The following is a 24,154-nucleotide window of genomic DNA, read 5'->3' on the forward strand; positions in this document are numbered from 1 at the left end:
CTAAAATAACGGCCAAAGTATAAATGAGTTTATCCACTCACCTCAAGCAAAACACACTAATTACCAGACTGATAACTGTTAACTGCTAACTGTTAACTGTTAACTGAAACCTTATACTTTACTACGGCAGCAGGTGTTGGCTGCCTGATGGCCTGCATCGTTTTAGGATTCAGCAGCTCTATTTTACCAGCTTTGCGCAGCTGCTCACAGGCAGCAACATAGTTCTCGCGGATATAATTTGTGCCTGGGCTGTCGAGCTCATACATCTTTTCGATAGACTTATACTTGTACAGGTTTGCCTGGTTTGTAATGCGCTCCACCAGGTTTGGTATTGTAAACTCCGGCACTTGCTCGAACAGGGAAGTCTGGGGTTGCAGGAAATCATTGGCAATAAATAAAGGAACGTCATCTTCCTGCAGTATACTATAAGGCAGCATTGTTTCTTTAAAGCTTCGGTAGGCATGGCCGTCACGAGAGGCAAAGAGCAGGTAATGCTCCGGGTCTTCGGTATCGGGCAGGTTTATTTTAAAGAGTAGCGTTAAACACTCCTTTGCATGCAGCGCTTGTATAAAATGATCCAGGATAAACTGCTGCCGCTTGCTTTTCGCTTTCTCTTTGCGGCAATAGTTACTGATGACCTGCAGGCGCTCCCCGAATAACTCTGCCAACACAGGGCTTACTTTTTTACCGGCTACTGCCCGGGTTATAGTTTCAGGAGAGAGCAGCATGAACAGGTCTGACTGACCTGAACTGATAGCCTGCCCCAGTACCTGCTGCGCATAACTGCCCTGGAACGGATCCATGAAAACCAGGGAGCTGCAGCCAGACTCTAGCAGTTCAGTCATCAAGGCTTTATTTTCTGCAGTAGCCAGTGGCAAAGGCTGATGCACCAGCTCCTCGTAATAGGGTAACGCTTCTATACATTGACCTGCCTGCTCCAGTATAGCTTTGTTTTTATCATAAAAGAAGGTGTGTATGGCCTGGTTTAATTTTGGTTGTTTAAAGATACTTTTGTAAATATAAAAGTGGTGATGTGCCGGTAAGGGGGTATTATCTGCCAGTGCCTGTTCTTCCCCGGCATGCAGGTCGATCAGGAGCAGGTCAGGTTGGGCGTCTTCCTTCTTTTTACTTAAACGCAATGTGTTCCAGGCTTCGAAGTATTTACCGAAAACCTCCTGTTTTATCTCTGTAAAGCTGCGTTTTGCTGTAAAAAAAGCGTTAAATTCTGTGGCAGGCATAAATTAAAGCAAGCAATAAGCTATAGCACTATAGTTCGACTTTTAACGGGTAAAAAGCCGGTTTAACAGTATTGAAATGCACGCTATCAGGTAAGACACTCAGTATCAGTAATTTTAAAATCAGTTTTAGAAAAAGAAAGTACATCCGGCACATGCATCAAACTACAGTCCGCTAAATTACTTAGTTTATCATCATTAAAGCTAATTATATTAGTTTATTTCTACACAGCTATACTTGCCAAAAGAAACAAATTTGAACAGATGAAACTTCTGCCTGCTATTTTTGCTTTTGCTTAGCACTTACAACTATAAGAACTTACCCTACTTGCCAGTTTACCTCCCGCCCACACCAGCCTGTTTTAATCCGTTCGAAGAATCTCTGGAGCAGTACACTTTACCCGAAAAATTTACGTACCTGTTTAACTATACGCCGCACCCGCTCAGTTTACTGGCCGCACAAAAGTTACAGGAGCACCTAAATATACAGGAAGACTGGGAACACAACTTTGGCTTACAGGAAGCGCAAACAGGCGCCATTATCGGGAAGATGTTTGGGGTGCTGGTGGTGCAGACGGCAGCAAAAGAAGTAGGGTACCTGGCTGCATTTTCGGGGAAACTGGCAGGCAGTTACAACCATGCCCGGTTTGTACCACCCATTTTCGACAGCCTGACCGAAGGCAGCTTTCTTAATACCGGGATGCAGGAACTGACGCGCATAAACCAGCAGATACGTTTGCTGGAGGAAGTACAGACAGTAGAAAGCAGGGAGGAAATTGCGTGGCTGCAGGAAACCCGCAGATCGCATTCTGTTGCGCTACAGGGCAAACTCTTTGACCAGTACCAGTTCCTGAACAAGGCCGGGGAAGAAAAAAACCTGCGTACCCTGTTTACACATACCAACAGCAACAATCCTCCTGCCGGGGCCGGCGAATGTGCTGCTCCCAAGCTGCTGCAATATGCTTTTCAGCACCAATTAAAACCTCTGGCAATGGCTGAATTCTGGTGGGGCTTATCTCCTAAATCAGACTACTGGAAACATGGCCACTACTACCCTGCCTGCCAGGAAAAATGTGCGCCCATACTGGCACACATGCTGGAAGACGTTGTGATGGATGAAAGGCCGGTGTAAAGCCAGGTAAAGTAGCTTTCATACCTGATACTTCATAGCCTCAGGTATAAATTATAGTTTAGATAACTACTTCAGCATCAGCCAATGAAATAAAACTAGATAAATAACTAGTAACCGTACCTCAAAACCGAGGTAACTGCACAACAAGGCATTTTTATACTTGTACAATAGCTATAGTATGTTAAACTTTAGTTATAAGCTATGGCAAACGCAGTTGTATCTAAAAACTACCCGCTACACAAACTTAACCTGCATGTAGAAGAACGGAAAGGCAATGCGCCCGCTATTATATTTCTGCACGGAATTTCAATGTCGCGGGAGGTGTGGCAAAAGCAGCTGGAAAGCGAAGCACTAAGCAACTATCACCTGATCTCTGTAGAGCTGCCGGGTCATGGTACCTCCGACTGGTCTGATGAGCCGGAAACCCACTATACGCTGCCTGGCTACGCACAGCTGTTGCAGGAGCTAATACCAACGATTACCGATGAGAAGTATGTGGTGGCCGGCTACTCGCTTGGCGGAAATGTAGCCATAGAAGCTTTGCCGGGACTAAAGAACTGTATCGGGGTGCTGATTGTGAATACCGCCGTAGCCAACTCACCGGACGATATAGTAAGGGCTTTTAAAACTGATAAGGCGGACGTACTGAATACGATACTGAAAGAACAGGCCGACGACGGCGAACTTGATAAATATGCGACCTCATTTTTAGCTGTAAGAAACGGGCATATACCTACTACACTGGCCGACGACTATAAAAAAACAGACCCCAAAGCCAGAACGGTGCTGGCACAAAGTGTAGCCGTAAGCAACCATGCCGACGAAATAAAAATAATGCAGCAAGCCAAAGTGCCAATTGCGCTGATAACCGGCGAAGAAGACCAATTAGGAGAAAAAACTTACCTGCAAGACCTGGAAGTACCTAAGTGGACTGGTGACACCATTATGGTACCAGATGCCGGGCACATGCCGCAACTGGAGAACAGCGCTTATTTTGATCAAAAGCTGGTGGAGTTTGTAGAACACTGCCGCACACAAAGCGAGGCCAGGTAATTATACTTTATACTTTTCAGAATGTTCTGTTCCTGCAAGCGCCTTTTGCTCTTATGCCGTATTTCTTAAACTGCCCCTCTTTACTCAGATTTATACCTGTTAAACATTAGTGTTTACAACATCAGGTTCAGATTTAATTGCAATCTATTCCTATATTACTGCAACAATCAGAGCAGAAGGGAGTTAAGAACAAGTATGGAGCTTTACAGCGATAAACTTATCAGGGTACACTATGCTGCCGAGCAGAGCATTTTATATGCTGACTGGCAGGAACAAAGACCTTATAGTGCAGCTGAGGTTAAAACAGCTTTTATGGATGTTGTTTCTAGTGCAAGAGATCTTAACATCAAAAACTTAATGCTCAACTTCTCGGATAATACCCAGGACCTGACAGAAGAAGAATATAAAGCTGCACTGGCCCAGCTTGTGGTAGGACTGTTGCCAACAACGATCCGTAAAATTGCCTGCGTAGGAACCTCCAGTTCAGTGCGCGAAGATCGTATCCTAGCAGCATTCAACGAGATCAAAGAATCCATAAATCGCCCTCTTGAATTCAGTTTTTTCTCGAACAGAACGAAAGCGTTGCTCTGGCTTAAGAAGTAAAGTAAGTTTATACTCGCGATATCCCTCCTGCTTATCAGAATAACGAGCCCAAATCTGCCCTGTCTACAATTACCAGCATTTTATCTCAAGTATAATTTATAGTCTTTTTCATTTTGTAATACAGGAATATTGCACAGATTGCAACCTGGATAAGTATAAAGTGCGTTAAGTTTGCATTACAAAATAAACCTACTCAACAATTACAACTATATGCCTGCTCAGTTCCCGGTTCAGCCTGAAGAGTTTGATCGAGTTAAAGATCTGTCGGAATTTGATCTGGATTATGCCAGCCTTGAAAATAATTTTACAGACCTGTTAAAACTGGCGGCACAAGTGGCGGGCACAGAAATTTCGCTGCTTAACCTGATCGATGCTTATACCTTGTGGACAGTGGCTGGGCATGGTTTTCCGACGGGGCAGACGCCGCGCGAGAACAGCGTTTGCCAGTATACCATACTGGAGCCGGAACAGTTTGAGGTAAAAAACTTAATGCTGGATAGCCGCTTCAGGAATCTTCAGGGTGTAAAAGACGGGCCTCAACTACGCTATTATTTCGGCCTGCCGCTTAAAACCAGGAACGGGCAAAGTATAGGTTCGTTATGTGTTTTGGATACCTCTGAAAAAAACCTGACACAGGACAAGATCGGGTTATTAAAGATTATTGCAAACGAGGTTGTTAGCCGGCTTACTACCCAGCAGCAGGTACAGGCACTACGTCAGCAATTGGCAGAAGCAAAGGAAGTAAACAAAAGAGTAGCACACGATATAAGAGGTCCTATTGGCGGTATCATCGGGCTTGCCAAAATGATCTCCCGGAAAGCAGACAGCCATACCCCGGAAGAGATACAGAAGCTAAGCCAGCATATTTATACCAGTGGCACCTCATTGCTGGATCTGGCAGATGAAATATTAACCACCGGAAAGAAAGCAGATACCACCGTGGCGCAATTGCAGGAAAACAGCCTTACCCTGCAGCAATTCAAAGACAAGCTTACAGAACTTTACCAGCCACAGGCTACCGACAAAGGCATTGTGTTTGAAGTGGAAACCAATCCGGATCAGGACATAATCGCTTTCCCTAAAAACAAACTGATGCAGATAACCGGTAATCTGATCTCCAATGCCTTTAAGTTTACTCCACCGCTGGGGGCAGTTACTGTTAAATTAAACATTCTCCCGGAACCGAATGTCAGGATGCTTCACATACAGGTAATTGATAACGGCATAGGTATAACAGATGAGCAGTTGGCAGAAGTAATGAACGGTAGGCAAAACTTTACTACCATTGGTACAGACGGAGAGCAGGGATTTGGTTTAGGGCTACAACTAGTGAAACACCTTGTAAATAGTTTACAGGGCACCTTCCGTGTTACCTCTGTACCCGGTCAGGGCACCAGCTTTGAGTTAAAGATACCGGTTGGTATTGTTTCGCCAATTTTATCAAATTAACAACAAAGCCTGTTATAAGAGAGCTGATCTGCTGGAAATCATAAAAAGTTATTTTGAGAATAGCCACTCCAGCGCTTCCAGCTTATCATCAAAATCTTTAGACTCGCAAGGCAACGAAAATTCGGAGGCTATGTCGTAAATGGATTTTATAGCTACCTGCTGCACTATATCCGGAGCCATCAGGTTAGCCACACGCCTTAGCTTACTGTGTTGCAGCAACTCAGCCGTATGATTGGCAATCCAAACCTGGTCATCCATTGTGGGAGCAGCCATACGGGTATAATCTGCAAGTATAAGTTCTACCTGGTTATCCAGGATAAAATTACAGGCGTAAATCATTGCTTCACGCAGCTCTTTGCTAGGAATCACGCCCCTCCACTCATTCCATATAAAGTTCTCTTCCGGATTATGCCGTATCGTGACATATTCTTTCTCCCATACTTTTTCCAATGCAATTGATTTTGCAGCAACAGTCACGACCATACAAAAATTAAATAATTCCTTTTAAAATTTGTACGTATATAAACTACCTTTGACCTATGTTAAGCAAATCAAGTTAGTTAAGCATGATAAAGTATGGGTAGTTATAGGTACCTGAGCAACAAGCAGCAGTTTATACCTTTACAATAATGCCCCTCCGGCGTATGTTACAGCAATATAAGTAAATGAAAGTCAGGCCGAAGCTTTATACTTATGCATTGCTCTTAGCTTTCCTGAACTGTTTAAACACAGGAATGAGAGCCACTACTATACTGATAGGTACTATCCAGCCCAGGTACTCTTTTATTATCGGAAATTGAGTACCGAGAAAATATCCTGCCAGTACATAGGTGCTCATATAAAGTATACTTGCCACTATAGTCAGGAACATAAATACAGAAAACTTCATGTTAGTTGTTCCGGAGATCACAGGGCTGAAAGGCCTGATAATAGGTAAGTATTTACCAAAGATGATAGCAGCTTTCCGGTGCTTATCAAAATAGTCGGCAGCCATATGCAGGTACTTCTTTTTAAAGTACCAAGTATCTTCCTTGTCATAGAGTTTTCTGCCAAATTTCTTCCCGATAAAATAACCTGAAGTATCCCCTACTATACCTGCCAATATCAGGGAGAAGAGCAATATAGCTACAGAAACACCTAATGAATCGGTACTTACCAGCAGCCCTGCCGTAAAAACCAACGTTTCTCCGCCAGGTATAACCAGTCCGATCAGTAGTCCTGTTTCGGCAAATATCAGTATCGCAATAATGAGGAAACCTCCCCATTCAATAATGCTCGTAGTATCCATTTATAATGCGGTTTCAAAATCAACAACAAGGGTAAAACTCCCTTATTGTCGCTTTTGTTACGCATCCCTTGTATTCACAGCCTCCTGTTTCTGACCTGCATCATCCGCTTACTGTTAATGATGATAGTTATAGTTAAATTAAATCTGTATTAAGTATAGATATTGTGCTTAAGGTAAACCAGATATCCCACTGCAAGCGCTTTTGTCTGTTGAATTATTCTGCTTCACAACTCCTTCCTGTTCCAGTAACAGCTCTTAACTTAAGTAATAAAAGGATCTCTACAATCGCATCTTCAGTTCTATCTGAGCTACTGTTTAAGACATGTAATATAAGTTATACTAATAACTCTATGCTCAACTGAAACTTGTATTCTTCAGTCTTTATAACACATAAACAAACCATAGGATGCTTATATAAAGCAACTTCAGGCCATCCGTGTCGTATACAAAATATTCAATTAAATGTAAATATTATATAACATAAAGTTATATAATGCAAGCCATATATGTTAATAGACACCCGAATATACTATCTATGAAAATAGCTTTTCCTCCTCTATGCTATATTATTGCTTTATGCACAGTTATGTTTACTTCTTGTATAGACACAAGCAAGGCTACGTATTTTAATAACATCAGTAATACTGAATTTCCTTCAGAGGATCTACAGTTATTAGAGCCTGTGATACAGGAAAATGATCTTTTAAGTATATCAGTAAACAGTCTTAACCCAGAAGCTTCAGTAATTTTCAACATGCCCAATGTTTCAGCTACTGAGACATCTACTGTTTCAGGCAATACTGCCCAGGCATCTGGCTACCTTGTTGACCAAGATGGCTTTATACAATTCCCATTTCTGGGTAACATAAAAGCAGCTGGTTTAACTAAAAAAGCATTAAAAGAAAACATAACCAGGGAATTAGAAAGAAGGAAACTGCTCATAGAGCCCATCATCAATATTCGCTATTTAAACTATAAAGTATCAGTGCTGGGTGAAGTTGCCCGCCCCTCGGTTTTCACCATTCCTAATGAGAAAATAACATTATTGGAGGCGCTTGGACTGGCAGGTGATTTAACAATTTATGCCAACCGCGACAATGTGTTGTTAATCAGGGAAGAAGATGGCACCAAGAAATTAACAAGAATAAATTTAACAACAGATGAACTGTTCACTTCACCTTACTACTACTTAAAGTCTAATGATATTATATATGTAGAGGCAAATAAGTCTAAGATCTCCAGCACAGGCACTGCCAGGCAATGGTTACCTGTTGTCTTTAGTGCATTGTCCCTTACCGTAATTGTTATTGATCTCTTAACCAGATAACTAACCCTAATAGCTATGGTTAATAAAGCAACTCCTGACGCAGAAAACAACCTTTTTTTTAGTTTATTATATAAGTACCTGCCTTACTGGCCACTGTTTGTACTACTACTGCTGCTTGGAGGGCTAGCAGGCTGGGGTTATCTGTCTTATGCCACCCCAGTTTATGAAACAACAGCTACATTGATTATAACGGATGAGAAAAAGGGTATGAATGATCCCCGGATTTACGAAGCGATTGATGTGTTTAACTCAACCAAAATTGTAGAAAATGAGATGGAGGTTATACAATCGCGAGCTTTAATGAAGCAGGTAGTAGATTCTCTTAACCTCTATGCCCCAATCTATGAAGAAGGTGAGATCAAATCTTTACATGCTTATTCAACCTCCCCTATTATTATAAAGGCTAAATATCCCGAAAAAATAAGGGCGCAAGAGAAAGTATACTTTTCCTACAATAGTAAAACAAGCAAGGTTAAAATAAAAAATAAGGAGTATCCGCTGGATACTTGGGTAAGAACACCTTATGGTACTTTCCAGTTTCAGCATAATCTTAAACAGGAGGCCATGCCTACTTACCCTCTTTACTTTTCTTTAGAAAATCCGAGGATCGTAACTGAGGGTATTTTAGGCAGATTAGATGTAAAGGCTGCTAACAAATTATCCAGTGTAATTAATCTGTCGCTGCAAGACCCTGTACCACAGAGAGGTGAGGACATCCTGAACCAGTTAATTTATGCTTATAACCAGTTAGCTGTTATTGACAGAAATGTTCTGGCTGCCAACACGCTCGCCTTTATAGAAGATAGAATTAAGTTTGTTGAAAAAGAACTTGATGTTGTAGAGAATGAAGTACAACAATATAAATCAACAAAAGGAATTGTAGACCTTGGAGAGCAGGGTAAACTATTTTTACAGAATGTAGGAGATAATGACCGTAAATTAGCTGAGGTAAATTTACAACTCGCCGTGCTGGATAAGGTTGAACGCTACGTGGTCTCAAAAGAGAACTCCGCAAGTATAGTTCCTTCTACCTTAGGGCTTAATGATCCGGTTCTGGCACAACTCTTACAGAAACTTTACGATACTGAGATACAATACCAAAAGCTAAGTAAAACAACGGCTGAGAACAACCCTATACTTGTTTCTGTAACAGATGAAATAGAGAAAATACGCCCGAGTATACTTGAAAGCATTAGAAACCAGAGAGTAAATCTGCAGGCAAGTAAGGCAAATTTAGCTTCTACAAACGGGCAATATAATTCTGTTCTACAAAAGATTCCAAAGAAAGAAAGAGAGCTCCTTGAAATAAGCAGGCAGCAAGCTATAAAGAATAGTGTTTATAGTTTCCTTCTTCAAAAAAGGGAAGAAACGGCCCTCTCCTACGCGCCTACGTCCGGAGATAGCAGAGTAGTGGACATGGCAGAAGCTGCATTGCTACCTGTTAGCCCTAAGCCATTTACAGTTTACCTGATTGCAGCAGTATTAGCCATGATATTAGGTGTAACTATGGTAACCTCGAAAGAGCTGCTAAACCAGAAAATATTGTTCCGGTCAGAGATAGTAGATTGTACACATGCCCCTATCGTTGCTGAACTATCTTATGTTAAACCTAGAAAAGGCCCTCTTTTTAAAGAGCCAAGCGAAGTATTTGTTGTAGAGCAATTCCGGCAGATGAGAGCCACTATGGGTTTGTATGGCAGAACCTTTAGCAAAAAGAAGATTATGGTTACCTCCAGTATTCCGGGTGAGGGCAAAAGCTTCGTGAGTACTAATCTTGCCCTAAGCTTAGCTTTATCAGGTAAAAAAGTCATACTCATAGATCTTGACCTGAGAAATCCGAATACTTCTGTGTTGTTTGATTTGCTTAAGCATGAGGGTATTACCGAGTATCTGGTAGGTGAATTAGACGCTTGTGATATGATTATAAGCACCGAATATGAGAATCTAAGCATTATGCCAGCTGGAGCCAGGATAGGTGATAACTCAGAGCTTTTACTGAACGGACGCCTGGAAGCCCTTTTTAAATACTTAGAAACTGAATTTGATTATATTCTTGTAGATACCCCTCCGGTAACCTTAGTATCTGATGCCTACCTTATTACAGAGTTCTGTGATATATCCTTATACGTTATAAGGCATGATTACACCCCTAAGGTAGTAGTACAACGCCTTGAGGATAGTAATATCAGTAAATCATTAACTAATATGGCTATTGTGTTTAATGGTGTAAAAGCAAGGGGTTTTGTGAAGGGTGAATATGGCTATGGCTATGGTTACGGAAATGAATATGTGTATAAGAGAAATAAGTATGGTATGAAAGCCACATGATATAAAAAAGTCTGCTCCTTCACTTAATGCTTACCCACTAGAAGTTTAACTCTGCAGATGAAAATTTGATAGTTTTAAGTGGTGCGGCATTCGTTAAAACATAAAGCCTGACTGCATTAAAACAGTATCTTCCGAGAGCTGCTACAATTTTGATTTCTATTAAAGTACTATGGAAGATGAATTAGTGATCGGGTTTTTGAGTGCCAGAGATCCCAGAGATAAAAGGACATGGTCTGGTATTTATTACATGATGTGGAAGGCGTTGGAAAAACAATTTCCTAAGGTAATACTATTAGGTCCTGTAAAGCTTCCTCTTTTTTTCACTTTCATCTTTGCCTTGCTTCATATCATTCATCGATTTAATGGGAAAAGGTTCAACAAGAAAAACAATTATTTGATAAGTAAATACTACGGGTATGTTTTTAACAAAAAGTTAAAGCGAAAAAAAATAGATGTACTTTTTGCCCCTACTGCTTCAGTTGAAATTGCATACTTAAATACACGCCTACCAATTTGTTATTATTCAGATTCTTCTTTCGGCCAGCTGAATGAATACTATGCCAGCTTCTCTAATTTCTCAAAATCGTCCATAAAAACATCAAACAGAATTGAGCAACGGGCTATCAGTAATTCAGCCTGCAATGTTTATCCGTCTTCGTGGGCTGCAGATTATGCTAAGTTAAATTATAAGGCTAAGAATACTTATGTTATAAAAATGGGAGCCAATATTGATATCCCACCTACTAAAAGCGAGGTAACCAAGCATTATAACCATAAAATAAAACTGCTTTTTCTTGGGGTAGATTGGAAGAGAAAAGGTGGAGACATAGTACTAGAAACTGTAGAACAATTAACTAAAAAAGGGTATGATTTTCAATTAATGGTCTGCGGATGTAAACCTGCCAGAGAGCATCCTCATATTACTGCAATACCTTTTCTTGATAAAAACAAAGCAGAGGATAGAAAAGCTTTTAACAAATTATTATACGATACTGATATTCTATTCTTACCAACCAGAGCCGAATGTTATGGCATTGTTTTTTGTGAAGCAAATGCCTTCGGAGTGCCAGTTATTTCAACCGACACAGGGGGCGTTAGCTCCATTATAGAGGATGGTGTAAATGGTTTTCTCTTACCTCTTACAGCAAAAGCCGAGGCCTACACAGACAAAATAGAATATCTGATTAATAATAAAAATGTGTTAAAAAAGATGTCTTTAAAAGCTAGGGAAAAGTATGAAGAGGAGCTAAACTGGGAGGTTTGGGGCAAAAAAATGAGAGAAATATTATTAATGATTTTTAATAACGAGCCTCAAAAGAGTCTTTAACTGTATGATGATACTGAATGAAAAGTGTTGAATAAATGACAGTCGTACGAACAGAGAGCAGTAAATTAGGCACAAATGTTCTATCATTAGGGGTAGTACAGGTAGCTAATTATCTAATGCCATTGGCAACAGTGCCAATAGTATCAAGGATTATTGGCCCTGAAAAATTTGGTGTAATTAACTTCGCTGCTGCTTTCGTAGTTTATTTATCTTTACTCGTTAACTATGGTTTTAGCTTAACCGCTACAAGACGTTTAGCTGCTAACCCTTCAGATCCGGAAAACAGGAACAGAATTTTTAGTGAGGTATTTACTGCCCAGGCTATTCTATTATTAATAGCTACTGTAATATTCTTGGTCTGTCTCTTATCTATCCCCCAACTGAGAGAAGAGTGGTTAGTTTCGGTTTTTACTTTTTTTTCCTGCGTCGGTACACTGTTTACTCAGGAGTGGTTGTTTCAGGCAATGCAGGATTTATCTAAAGTAGCCATATTAAATTTCTTATCTAAGTTAATTTTTGTTGTAAGTATTTTACTTATTATTAATGTCCAATCAGATTATATCTGGTATGCTTTAGCTCTTAGCACTTCGCAGGTTCTGGTAGGTATATTTTCATTTGTATGGTCATTTAAAAAGTATAACATAAAACTATACATAATAGACCTACCTTCATCTTTAAAGCTGCTTTGGAAAGAGAAAACTTATTTTACATCTCTGATAGTAATAAACCTTTATACTACGGCTAATATAGTACTTCTTGGTTTCATGACTGATGCAGCACAAGTAGGCTATTATACAGCAGGCACAAAGATTACTTTTATCATACAAACCATACTTATACTTCCTTTCCGGCATACTTTCTTTCCTTATATATCAAATGAAATTACAAAAGACATAGATAAGGGACTTCAGATTGCTCAAAAGCTGCTTCCAATCGTATTATGGCCAACTTTTATCTTATGCCTGAGTACCTTCTTTTTAAGTAAAAACATTATCCTGATATTATTTGGTGACGCATTTGAGCCATCCACAATAGTACTTAGAATTCTCTCTTTCCTACCTATGATTATTGCACTAAGCAATATTTGGGGCATATTAGTAATGCTAAATTTAAATTTTGACAAGATTTACTTTAGAATTACTACACTCTGTGCTGTACTAAGTGTTCTCCTTAACTTTTGGTTAATACCCATCTGGAGCTATGCGGGTACTGCAATGGTACTGTTACTAACCCAACTTTTAGGCTTAATACTTATTTTTCTATACTTACAGAAAATGAAGATCAAGCTTATTAACCCATCTTATTTTAGTCCGCTTGCCATTCGAAAAATTCTGATAGCCCATTTTAATAGGTAAATATGAGATTGACATAATAAGTAATAACAAATCAGTTATCTAATTATCAGCTATGGTTTCACGGTCTTCATACATCGATTTAAAATATGGGTTCGTTATTCTTATAACGCTGGTAAGTATAAAACTATGGTCATTTACAGGCGTGTCTGATAGTGTATTTGACTATCTGGAGGTGTTAGTACTTGTTGGCTTATTCTTTTTTTTATTAACACACCATGCAAGGCATCAAGAGCTGATATACAAAAATATTGTTTTGCTTTTTATTGCCATACCAATACTCAGTGCTGTAGGAGCACTTGTTTTCCATGACCAATCCTTAAGCCTTTCTTTACTGGTTCTTAGAGCTAACTTTTTTTGGCTATTCTATTTTTTATTACACCTTTTCAACATCGAGCCTAAAAAGATAATCTACTTAATGATAGTAGTAGGACTGGTTTGGGTTCTTTTAACAGTTGTACAGCAGTTTACTTATCCAGATTATTATTTCGCAACCAGAACTGAGGATGAATCATATTATTTCCTGAGAGCTGGCGTTTATCGCTTTATGCTTAATGGGCATCATTATGGAGTATTTATTACGCTATACTTTTTTTATAACTTTTTAGTAAGTCGTAAATTAACTAATCTGGTTTTTGTCTTTATTGGTTTATCAGGGTTCTATTACTATGGCACCAGGCAATTTGCATTAGCTTTATTAGCATGCATGATCTTGGTATTATTTATGGTGAAAGGTAAAACTAGGTTTTTAGCTTTCACTTCTTTATCTGTATGCGCGCTTGTTATCTTCTTTTATCAAGATGTTCTGTTTGGCGAATATGTGGAAATGACTAATAATCAAATGCTCAATGAAGATGAAGTACGCCTGATTTCTGCTCATTACTTCTTATTTGAATATTGGCCACATTGGTTAACTAAGGTCATTGGAAATGGCATACCTCACTCCCTCTCAAACTATGGCAAAGAAATAGATTATATTAAAGAGAACCTCCAGTTGTTCAGGAGTGATATAGGAATTATAGGTGCCTTTAATCAGTTCGGAATATTTTATGTATTAAATATTTTCTGGCTGAACATAAAGAGTTTACGAAGCAGGTATTATACTGAACAAACCAAGTACCTTAAGTTAATATTTTTATACTCGCTACTGCTGCTTTTAATGAGTGAGTACTATGCTAATGCCAGTGCAATACCATTTTTTTGCTTCATTTTATATTTAGTAGATAAATCTTATGAATCAACTATGAATGAACAAACAAAAAACTTAAATCCTGATACTAATATACTTTAAGACTTTTATAACCTCTATTAAAACTCTTACCCTAACAATATAACGTTTTACACAAAAAATTATCTTTCATAGACAAGAGATCTTTATTATGAGTATATTAAAATACAATCTTATCAACCAATCTTAATATAATATGACATTCAGTGGTAAATATACTTTTAGCATTGGTATACCAGCTTACAAAGGTATGTTCCTTTCTGAATGCATTAAAAGTATACTTACCCAGAAGTATACAAACTTTGAGTTAATAATAATAGATGACTTCTCTCCTGACAGACTTGAGACTACAATAAATCAGTTCAGAGATGATCGGATCAGATATTATAGAAACTCCCAAAACATAGGAGGAAAAAATGTAATAAATAACTGGAATAAGTGCTTGGAAAAAGCATCAGGTGAGTTCTTTATATTGATGGGAGATGATGATATGATGGAACCAGATTATCTTGAAGAATTTGAGAAATTAATTAAGAAATATCCTGACCTGAATGTATACCATTGCCGCTCACAAATTATAAACGAAAAATCTGAAACTATAACTTTTACTCCATCCTGGCCTGAGTTTGAAACTTTATATGACAATATATGGCACCGGATAAATAATGGCAAAAGGGATCAGTTTATATCAGACTTTGTGTACAGAACAAAGTTTTTAAAGATGAATGGAGGCTTTGTTAATTTACCTCTTGCCTGGGGAGCAGATGATATCACAGCTTATGTAGCTTGCGGCACAAAGGGTATTGCACATACAAACAAACCTATATTCAAGTACAGGAAAAACAGCCTAAGTATAACAAGCACAGGCAATCCTGAAATGAAGATGCGCGCAATTGATCTCGAACAAAAATGGTTTGAAGATTTTTTGCTAAAGCAACCTGAGTGTAACTATGACTATATTCTCTATAAGGATATAAACAGGAAAGTTCATCAACATATAAGACGTAAAAAACTACAAGTCATCTCATTATCATTAAAATCCGACTTTTGGAAAAATGCAGGGAGGTGGATTTACTCATCCAGAAAATACAACATATCAGTTGTAAATATTCTATATGCTATGTTGATCAGAGTAGTGCATGACTCCAATCTTTTGAGGAACCATACCTGAATAAAGCATAAATAGCTGTACATAACCAAAATGCTATATGTAAAATTTCTAGTCTAATTAAAATGAACAGAACGGATGGCATATCATTACAGATAAACATTTCACCTTCGGACTATTTACTGTGCCGGAAACTGCTCCAGTTTCAAATAAATTTCTTTTATAATCATATAGATGAGGTAGTACTGACTATAGAATCTAAAAAGAGTAAAGGAAAAAGGTTTGGAAATAACTTTAATAACTATCAGGATAAGCTTAATTTGTTTCTGGAATCTTTAAGAAATCAGTTTCCTAAAATTCGGGTGGTGCCAGTGGATTATAGCCCCGACGCTAAGAAAAAAGTTGCTAAACTTTTTTTCTCGAATACCAAGTTCTTACCTGATAAAGACTTTAGAGGTGGCCCTTTCTATTGCTATTTTTTTGGGTTATACTCTTGTGCATTCCAAAAGATATTGCACCTTGATTGTGATATGATATTGGGAGGAGATGCAAAGCATTGGCTTACCGGGGCCATTAAACTCCTCAATGATCCTTCAGTAGCCTTTGTACTACCCCTTTCAGGTCCACCAACCTCTGAATTCAATATCTGCCAGTCATACACAAAAAGACTTAACCGGTATACTTATGTATTTGATCGTTTTACAACAAGAGTCTTTTTAACAGACATAACTAAGTTCACAAATCATAAACTCTTTTTAAAACTAATTAAACCTAATATAAAAAGAATTGGCCGTGCACTATTACAACAAAATTTCTGGGAGATGCCGGAAGTATTGATAACAGAGAATATCAGAAGAACCAAGACATATCGTGTAGATTACTGGGGAGAGAATGACCAGCAAGGGTGTTATTCCCTACATCCTGTATATAAGCCTGCTTCCTTCATTGAGTTTGTACCTAAACTACTGGAGCAGGTTCAGAATAATAAGTTACCAAATGTTCAGAAGGGAAATTACGATTTGATATATGAGGCATTTATGACGCACACTAATTAATTGAAATTTTGCTGAAACTATAGTTTGATCTAGTTAAAAATTTGTGGATGATGGAGAAGAATAGAAGATCATTATACTTATACCCGATCACAAAGCATACCTTCAGGGAAGGTGGGAATAACTACATACAAAATTTAGTAATAGCACTGAGTCATGAATTTAATATTGTAAATAATCAGACATCCTGGGGCTTATTGGATGTGCTGCTAAAGATCCCGAAGACAAATATCATTTATTTGAATTGGATAGAAGATATTGCTGGTAAACGTTGGGCTGTGATGCAGGCAATACTATTATACTTTATTATTATCATATCCAAGCTACTTCAAGTTAAAATCGTGTGGTTCATCCACAATAACTTATCTCATTTCAAACAAAACCTCTGGCTCAAAAAAATAATCGTAACCGTATTAGCTCGGCATGCTGATGTTATTCTTTCTCATTCAAAAGCCATAACACTAAAAATACCACCTGAAAAGCATTATTCTTTTGATCACCCAATTGAAAATTTCACTCCTGTAAAAGCTATTAAAAAACCAGAATATGACTTATTAATATGGGGTAGAATTGAGCCTCATAAAGGGGTAGATGATTTTATAAAGTATAATTATAAATCAGACAGCCTGCTAAATTATAAAATACTAATTGCAGGTAAATTTCATTCACAAGAGTACTACAATTCACTACAGAAGTTCATCCTTCCAAATATTAAAATAGATAACAGGATTATCTCTGAACCTGAATTAATGCTATACTTAGAAAACTCCAAGTATGTACTGTTCACTTATAACTCACCTTCTGTTTTAAGCTCAGCTGCTTTATGTAAAACTCTATCTTATGGTAAAACTATTATAGGCCCTGATAGAGGATCATTTAAGGAGCTAGGCAGAAAAGGGTTAATTTATAATTATAGAGAATACAATGACTTAAAATCACTTCTGGTAAAACTAGAAAACAAAAATAATCCAGTAGACATAACAAAATTAAAATTATACATAGAAGCTACTTCCTGGATAAACTTTACTGATTTTCTTACCACTACTCTTAAGTCAGTTTTTAAAGATAAAGTATCAGTGGTAGAATCTTCTTTGATTACATCCTATTCAACGGAATTATCTGAAAATAAATGACCAATTATTTGATATATACTACCCTTACCGCTTGGAGAGAACCCCCTCGTTCCAGACATCAGGTATCAGGTTGTTTACAAAAGAAGGGAGTTGTTTATTTTGTTGAAAAAAGCAAAATAGGGTTACCCAAAATTGTTTTGACTACTACTGATGATAATCTAGTACTTATCACACCTTACTTTCCGGTCGATTACCGGATTCGATATCGAACTCCATTAGTAAATGAACTCTATCACTATTGGCTCTTAAGTGAAATCCGGAAATTATACATTGAATTCGAAATGGTGATAACCTTCGATCATACCTCACATATTATAACTAAGTTTTATCCAGATGTGGTGTACTACTGCGGAGATGATTTTATAGGCAACTCAGAGTTTAGCTTTTATCCTATAAATTTGTTTCACAGCATAATTGAACAAAAATTAGCTTCTAAAGCTAAGATGTGTATAGTTACATCAGATTATCTGCTTTCACGGCATATCAAATATAATAAGAGAACATATTTAGTACCATTAGGAGCCCCATCTGTTGAATACGACAAGATTTATAAACCATCACACTTAAAAAAGCCTGTGTTGGGTTTAGTGGCATATTTGAATTTCAAAATTCCACTTGATGTACTTGATCAACTAGTTTTAGAGTACAAGATTTATCTAATTGGCCCGGCAGCAAAGAATATAAAAGAAAGGTATAAGCATCACAGAAACGCAATATTTACGGGGCCTAAAGAAGGAACAGATTTATATCAGCTCCTGCAAAACAATGTTGATGTTTGTATTGCACCTTATGCAGAGGAAAGAATAAATAAAGGAGTCACACCTAATAAAATGTGGCTATACTTAGCATTAGGAAAGCCTTGTGTCGTAACAGAAATACCGAACATCAGAAACTTAGAGCTTGGCGAAAAGCTAGTTTATAAGTGTAGCAACCAGAACTTTAGCAGTACCTGTCATAAAGCATTTGATGAAAACAATGAAACCTTATTTCAATTAAGAATTCAAAAAGCTAATGATAACTCCTGGAGTCAAAGAGTTGAATCTATTCTAAATTACTTTCAAACAACAGAGAAATCTGTACAGGCAAATGTTCTATGACAACAGCTTCAGGCATAAAAAGTCATACAGATGTTGAAAACTTAAAGGTTATGGCAATCGCTTCGGCAGGTGGTCATTGGATTCAATTGCTGCGTCTTATGCCTGCATTTGAAAATTGCTCAATAATCTTCATTTCTACTAACTCAAGTTTCTCAGATACAGTAAAAGGGTATGATTTTCATGCTGTTACAGATGCAAACAGATGGAATAAATTAAGATTGATAAAGATGGTTTACGAAGTTTATAAGCTTGTAAATAACATTCGCCCGAACGTAATTATTTCAACTGGTGCTGCACCAGGTTTAGCAGGTATGGTTATTGGCAGGTTTTTAGGCGCAAAAACAATCTGGATTGATAGTATCGCTAATGTAGAGAAACTTTCCTTAAGTGGAAGTATAGCCTCCGTGGTTGCTAACAGGGTTTATACACAATGGCCAGACCTTAGAACAGGTAAAATCATCTTTAATGGTAACGTATTGTCATGATTTTTATAACTGTCGGTACTCAGGAACCTTTTGATCGCTTAATAGCAGCTATAGACCGGATTGCGTCACGATTTGAGCAAATTGACATTATAGCACAGGTGGCTAAATCAGAATATAGAGCAAGAAATATAAAAACATTCCCCTTCTGTTCACCTCCTGAATTTGATGCCTTATTTCTGAAGGCAGATTTAATAATAAGTCATGCAGGTATGGGAACCATCATATCTGCAATGGAATACGAAAAGCCTATTTTAGTCTTACCCCGATCAGCAAAATTAGGAGAACATAGGAATGAGCATCAGTTAGCAACAGCCAAAGCCTTCGATAAACTTAATTTTATTCAAGTAGCATATAATGAGTCAGAGCTTGAAACTAAACTGCATGAAATATTAAATGGAGACCTGAAACATTCGCATAAATTAAATAAGTATGCATCCCCGGAGTTAATAGAATCAATCAGGAATTATATTTTTGATTAAAATGAAGCATTAATTAAAGTTGATACTATAACCTCATACAATGCAGCAGCTGAATTAATGGATAACTATAATTAATTTTTGGCAATGGGAAGCACAACAGATAAAGCTATATCTCTTCAGATCAATTTATCCCCAACTGACTACCCCTTATGCAAACAACTTCTAAGGAAACAGATCAGTTATTTTTATGAAGATGTTGAGGAGATAATACTTACTGTAGAAACAAAAAAGAGTAAGGGTAAAAAGTTTGGCGAAAACTTTAAAGCAAATTGCCATAAGCTTGCTCAGCTTCTTGCAGAATTAGTTTTAACATATCCTAAAATACGCATTGCTCCTGTAGATTATAGCCCTGAAATTAAGAAAGCTGTTTCAAAAAGATTTTTCAAAAACACAGATGCTATACCGGATAAAGATTATAGAGGAGGTCCTTTTTACAGTTATTTCTTTGGGCTTTACTCATGCAAAAGTCGTTATGTAATTCATATGGATTCTGACATGTTTATAGGGGGTAAAGCAACACAATGGATACATGGAGCTTTAAAACATTTGCAACAACAATCGGTAATGTTTGTTAATCCTCTTCCAGGGCCACCCAATAGCAATTTCCATTTAAAACAACCATATCATAGTCGCCAGAACCGTTATACTTATTATTTCAAAACCGTAACCACTCGATTCTATTTAACCGATTTAGATCGTCTAACTTCAGAACAACTCTCTATTAGATTGATAAACCCATCTCTTCGTCGAATAGCTAAAGGTATAATGCAACGCAATTTTTGGGAACTACCTGAAAAACTCTTTTCAGACCTACTTAAAAAGAAAGGGTATTACAGAGTATGCTACTGGGGGGAAAATGACCAAAATGGCTGCTTCACGCTCCATCCGCTTATAAAGCCTGAAAGTTTTATAACTAACATTCCCAAATTTTTTGAGCTTATAGATAAGAATGATTTTCCGGAGAGTCAGCGCGGATGGTATAATATACATAAAGATACTCTTAGATTGTTATAAGCTTATACTTCCATTTACTACGCAAGCACCATACTTTTCCTCAAATCAAAGTTCCCCAAGTATACTTAAAATGATACTAGTATATTGATCGCTGATTTCATTTTAGGGTATTATCCCCAATCCTATTTTAAGAAGCTATAGCTAACATCTTTTCAGATGATGTTTTTCAAGGCAAACTGCGCCTATACAAAGCATCATTACTAAAATCATATTTAAAACACCTCACCAATTGTACTATATAACTTATATTAGATTTACCTAATTTTAATTATATCATTATCAACCCTGTCTCAAATTGGAAATCTTCATTATAAACCCATGGTTTTTAGTGAATTACTTTTCACATGTTTGAAAATATTATACTTTCAAACTTAATCAGTATCTGGAAGACAAAAATCTAAATTATTGCTTATTGTATTTTAACCATAACGCTTAAACATCGACATCAATATTATCATAATTAAATTTAAATAACACCCAACATTGACTTAATCAACCACCCTTATTTTCTTAGTACTATGCCATTATCACCAAAAAAGAAATGCTTTTACAAGCTTACTTTTATAGTTCTCTTCTCCCTCCTTATAACTTTCTTTAATAATACTTATGCTCAGATTTCATCCACAAGAGTAACTGATTGGACGAAAGCTGGTGTCGTTGGGGGTATACCCAGTGGTGGTAGTGAGATACTAGCAGTAAATTATGGAATTGTTGCTGACGGAATAACAGATAATACCTTAGCCATAAACAACTTACTTAAAAGCTCTGCTTCGCTGGATAAAATTATTAAGTTTCCCGCAGGTATTATACGTTGTGAAGGATACATAACTTTACCAGCAGTTGGAAGGCGCATTATTAGAGGTACTTTATCCAGTACAGGCGAAAAGCTAACTAAGTTTATTTTTAATACCGGGGCAACTTCTACCGGAAACTTTGTACTACAAGGCTCATACACTACCAGCGAAGTATCTGTAATAAGTGGTTTTACAAAAGGGTCAACTCAATTGGTTGTTTCCTCTTCTTCTGGGCTTGCTGCAGGAGATTATATAGAAATCAGACAAAACAATGACCCTGTTCTTATGAACAGCTATATCTCTCCTGATTACAACACAGGTAGCAGATCTATAGGCCAGGTATTACGCATTGCATCAGTGAGTGCCAACACTCTTACCTTACAGAAACCTTTAAGATTTTCTTATAATGTAGGAGGTGAGTTTTATCCTAAAATCCGGAAGTTTGTACCAGCACAACAAGTTGGGTTTGAGGACTTTTATACAGAATGTCTACAAGATGGTGCCAAGTGGACATTCAGGATAGCAAGATCTGCTAATAGCTGGATAAAGAATGTGCATTCTTATAAAAGTGTTAGAGTGCATGTTGAGTTAGCCACATGTATAAATATGACTGTTCGTGACTCTTATTTCCATGATAGTTTCAATCATGGTGGTGGTGGCAATGGATATGGTGTTTTGACAACGGGGCGCACAACTGATTGTTTAATTGAAAACAATACTTTTAGAAGACTGCGCCACTCTATGATGGCAGACCATGGAGCAAATGGGAATGTTTTTGGATATAACAAGTCTAGTGAAGCTTACAGTTCTACCAGCACAAATATTCCAAGTGATATTTCTATCCATGGTTACTTTTCCCATATGAATTTGTTTGAAGGCAACTTAGTAGAAAATATACATTCTGCAGACCAATGGGGACCTTCAGGTCCGGGCACCACATTTTTCCGGAACAGAGTTACAAAAGAGAGACTCCGTATAGATGACTATTCTGTAGATAATAATGTAGCAGGAAATGAAGTAATTACAAGATATATTGATGTTCACTCAACCACTAAAGGTACTTTTGTACATGGCAACGTAGTTGGTGGCGTAACAACCTGGGCCTCGGGAGCCGGAACTGATAATCTTCAGGCCTCATACTACTTAAGCCAGAAGCCTGCTTTCTTAGCTACTACAGATCCATGGCCTTTGTATGGCCCTAAACCTGTACAACAGGTGGTAGCAGCCCCTTCTGCACCTACAGCTAATACTGCTACAGCTATTAGCCAGACAGGTTTTACAGCAACTTGGACAACCTCTACCGGAACTGATAGCTATAGAATAGACGTATCAACAAGCAGTAACTTTAGCAGTTATATCACAGGTTATCAAAACAAGACAGTAGCTGGCAATACCCTTCAGATTAGTGGGCTTAATACTAATACAACTTATTATTATCGGGTAAGAGCAGTTAATACAGGTGGCACTTCAGCTTCTTCTAATACTATAAGCGTTACTACTTTAGCTGCAGAGCCTGTTAATGAACTAGTAAATAATGCGCCCATAGTTACAAACCCTATCCTTGACCAAACAGCAACGGTAGGAATTACATATACTTATACTTTCCCGACTAATACTTTTAATGATACTGATGGAGATGGGTTGACATATACAGCAACTTTATCAGACGGGAGCCCATTGCCATCATGGCTTACCTTTAATGCTTCAACGCGTACATTTAGTGGAAGTCCAGTAGCAGTACAAACTGGTTATATTGATATCAAAGTAACAGCAACCGATCCTAGTAAAGCACTTGCCAGCGATACATTTCGTTTAACAATTAAAAGCTCAAGTTCTACTGGTGGAAGTTCAGGTTCTCCTGATGGCACTGTTCCCTCTGCAATAAGAATAAACGTTGGAGGTAATGATTATATAGCACAAGCAGGTACTTTTATTAGGGATACCTATTTTAAGTCTGTCCAAAGCTATACAGGATACAATAGTAAAAGTGTATCTAACACCACTGATTCTGAATTATACCAATATTACAGGACAGGAGAGTTCAGTTATAATATACCTGTTTCGTCAGGAGATTATAAAGTTGTACTTCACTTCAACGAGGTATGGGGTATCTCAGGTAAAAAGGGTGTAGGAACTCGCCTTTTTAATGTTAAGACCGAAGGTATACTAAAACTTACTAATTATGATATTTTTGCCAGAACTGGCTCCAGTTCAAAAGCAATTTATGAGTCAGTAAATGTAAATGTAGCAGATGGCCTTTTAAATATTGATTTTATTCCAGTTAAAAATGGAGCATTAGTATCAGCTATTGAAGTGATACCAATTAGTACAACTACAACCAGCTCGTTAAATTCTACTGATACTTCCGGTATAGGCATCATGAATACAGAAACAGTAAGCAATTTATTAGTATATCCGAACCCTGTTGATGAGCAAATATTTGTAGAATTTCTAAGTACATATAAAGGAGATGTACAGATAACACTCCTAGATCAATTAGGAAGAAAGCATTTGGAATTAAAACCAAAAGATTTAACTGGAAAGCTAAATATTAATATCGCCAATTTAAATTTAACGCATGGCGTTTACTTTCTAGTCGTAACCTCTGAAGGAAAAAAAGAGGTAAAAAAGATTGTAAAAAAGTAACCCCAAACTATAACATCATTAAGT

At 37.6% G+C, this 24,154-nt stretch carries 20 protein-coding genes; 17 read left to right on the top strand and 3 right to left on the bottom strand.

Annotation, left to right across the window (positions count from 1 at the left end; all coding sequences use genetic code 11):
• Nucleotides 1-92 precede the first annotated feature (92 nt).
• Nucleotides 93-1,238: a three-Cys-motif partner protein TcmP gene (gene tcmP, locus MJ612_RS06510; RefSeq protein WP_187030585.1), complete on the bottom strand. Its 1,146-nt coding sequence runs from the start codon at nucleotides 1,236-1,238 to the stop codon at nucleotides 93-95.
• Nucleotides 1,239-1,563: 325 nt separating this feature from the next.
• Between tcmP and MJ612_RS06515 the strand changes: the two genes are divergently transcribed.
• The 4 genes from MJ612_RS06515 (at nucleotide 1,564) to MJ612_RS06530 (ending at nucleotide 5,472) form a co-directional block, all read left to right on the top strand.
• On the top strand, nucleotides 1,564-2,367 hold the full coding sequence (locus MJ612_RS06515) for a pseudouridylate synthase (protein ID WP_250419076.1): 804 nt from the start codon (nucleotides 1,564-1,566) through the stop codon (nucleotides 2,365-2,367).
• Between the two features lie 201 nt (nucleotides 2,368-2,568).
• Entirely contained in the window at nucleotides 2,569-3,420 is an 852-nt protein-coding gene (locus tag MJ612_RS06520; protein ID WP_187030587.1) for an alpha/beta fold hydrolase, read from the top strand.
• A gap of 195 nt (nucleotides 3,421-3,615) precedes the next feature.
• Nucleotides 3,616-4,023, top strand: a complete 408-nt coding sequence (locus MJ612_RS06525) for a hypothetical protein (protein WP_187030589.1) — start codon at nucleotides 3,616-3,618, stop codon at nucleotides 4,021-4,023.
• 171 nt (nucleotides 4,024-4,194) lie between these two features.
• Nucleotides 4,195-5,472, top strand: a complete 1,278-nt coding sequence (locus MJ612_RS06530) for a GAF domain-containing sensor histidine kinase (RefSeq protein ID WP_250419077.1) — start codon at nucleotides 4,195-4,197, stop codon at nucleotides 5,470-5,472.
• 48 nt (nucleotides 5,473-5,520) lie between these two features.
• On the opposite strand, the gene MJ612_RS06535 is transcribed toward MJ612_RS06530, so the two are convergent.
• Both MJ612_RS06535 and MJ612_RS06540 read right to left on the bottom strand, forming a co-directional pair.
• On the bottom strand, nucleotides 5,521-5,955 hold the full coding sequence (locus tag MJ612_RS06535) for a hypothetical protein (protein ID WP_187030590.1): 435 nt from the start codon (nucleotides 5,953-5,955) through the stop codon (nucleotides 5,521-5,523).
• 208 nt (nucleotides 5,956-6,163) lie between these two features.
• Nucleotides 6,164-6,760, bottom strand: a complete 597-nt coding sequence (locus tag MJ612_RS06540; RefSeq protein ID WP_187030593.1) for a DedA family protein — start codon at nucleotides 6,758-6,760, stop codon at nucleotides 6,164-6,166.
• Between the two features lie 535 nt (nucleotides 6,761-7,295).
• Between MJ612_RS06540 and MJ612_RS06545 the strand changes: the two genes are divergently transcribed.
• The 13 genes from MJ612_RS06545 (at nucleotide 7,296) to MJ612_RS06605 (ending at nucleotide 24,130) form a co-directional block, all read left to right on the top strand.
• Entirely contained in the window at nucleotides 7,296-8,087 is a 792-nt protein-coding gene (locus MJ612_RS06545; RefSeq protein WP_187030595.1) for a polysaccharide biosynthesis/export family protein, read from the top strand.
• 15 nt (nucleotides 8,088-8,102) lie between these two features.
• On the top strand, nucleotides 8,103-10,415 hold the full coding sequence (locus MJ612_RS06550) for a GumC family protein (protein ID WP_187030598.1): 2,313 nt from the start codon (nucleotides 8,103-8,105) through the stop codon (nucleotides 10,413-10,415).
• Nucleotides 10,416-10,584: 169 nt separating this feature from the next.
• Nucleotides 10,585-11,742 carry a glycosyltransferase family 4 protein gene (locus tag MJ612_RS06555; protein WP_187030600.1) on the top strand — a complete coding sequence of 386 codons (1,158 nt, stop codon included), beginning with the start codon at nucleotides 10,585-10,587 and terminating at the stop codon, nucleotides 11,740-11,742.
• 35 nt (nucleotides 11,743-11,777) lie between these two features.
• Nucleotides 11,778-13,097 (top strand): flippase, encoded by a 1,320-nt coding sequence (locus tag MJ612_RS06560; protein WP_187030602.1) that lies wholly within the window; start codon nucleotides 11,778-11,780, stop codon nucleotides 13,095-13,097.
• A gap of 142 nt (nucleotides 13,098-13,239) precedes the next feature.
• Nucleotides 13,240-14,385, top strand: coding sequence for a hypothetical protein (locus tag MJ612_RS06565; protein WP_187030604.1), 1,146 nt, complete (start codon nucleotides 13,240-13,242; stop codon nucleotides 14,383-14,385).
• Between the two features lie 133 nt (nucleotides 14,386-14,518).
• The gene (locus MJ612_RS06570; protein WP_187030606.1) at nucleotides 14,519-15,493 is read left to right on the top strand and encodes a glycosyltransferase family 2 protein; all 975 of its coding nucleotides are present in this window, start codon (nucleotides 14,519-14,521) and stop codon (nucleotides 15,491-15,493) included.
• 62 nt (nucleotides 15,494-15,555) lie between these two features.
• Complete coding sequence (locus MJ612_RS06575) at nucleotides 15,556-16,485, top strand: hypothetical protein (RefSeq protein ID WP_187030608.1); 930 nt, start codon at nucleotides 15,556-15,558, stop codon at nucleotides 16,483-16,485.
• A 47-nt stretch (nucleotides 16,486-16,532) separates the two neighbouring features.
• Nucleotides 16,533-17,615: a glycosyltransferase family protein gene (locus tag MJ612_RS06580; RefSeq protein ID WP_187030610.1), complete on the top strand. Its 1,083-nt coding sequence runs from the start codon at nucleotides 16,533-16,535 to the stop codon at nucleotides 17,613-17,615.
• On the top strand, nucleotides 17,612-18,712 hold the full coding sequence (locus tag MJ612_RS06585; protein ID WP_187030612.1) for a glycosyltransferase: 1,101 nt from the start codon (nucleotides 17,612-17,614) through the stop codon (nucleotides 18,710-18,712). Before MJ612_RS06580 ends, MJ612_RS06585 begins: the two co-directional genes overlap by 4 nt.
• Entirely contained in the window at nucleotides 18,709-19,197 is a 489-nt protein-coding gene (locus MJ612_RS06590) for a glycosyltransferase family 28 protein (RefSeq protein WP_187030614.1), read from the top strand. The genes MJ612_RS06585 and MJ612_RS06590 overlap by 4 nt, the downstream gene beginning before the upstream one ends.
• The gene (gene pssE, locus MJ612_RS06595; RefSeq protein ID WP_187030617.1) at nucleotides 19,194-19,676 is read left to right on the top strand and encodes a PssE/Cps14G family polysaccharide biosynthesis glycosyltransferase; all 483 of its coding nucleotides are present in this window, start codon (nucleotides 19,194-19,196) and stop codon (nucleotides 19,674-19,676) included. The genes MJ612_RS06590 and pssE overlap by 4 nt, the downstream gene beginning before the upstream one ends.
• Before the next feature lie 84 nt (nucleotides 19,677-19,760).
• Nucleotides 19,761-20,690, top strand: coding sequence for a hypothetical protein (locus MJ612_RS06600; protein WP_187030619.1), 930 nt, complete (start codon nucleotides 19,761-19,763; stop codon nucleotides 20,688-20,690).
• Nucleotides 20,691-21,208: 518 nt separating this feature from the next.
• Nucleotides 21,209-24,130: a malectin domain-containing carbohydrate-binding protein gene (locus MJ612_RS06605; RefSeq protein WP_187030621.1), complete on the top strand. Its 2,922-nt coding sequence runs from the start codon at nucleotides 21,209-21,211 to the stop codon at nucleotides 24,128-24,130.
• The last annotated feature ends 24 nt before the right edge of the window (nucleotides 24,131-24,154 follow it).

It is taken from the genome of Pontibacter deserti, from assembly GCF_023630255.1.
GTDB classification, from domain to species: domain Bacteria; phylum Bacteroidota; class Bacteroidia; order Cytophagales; family Hymenobacteraceae; genus Pontibacter; species Pontibacter deserti.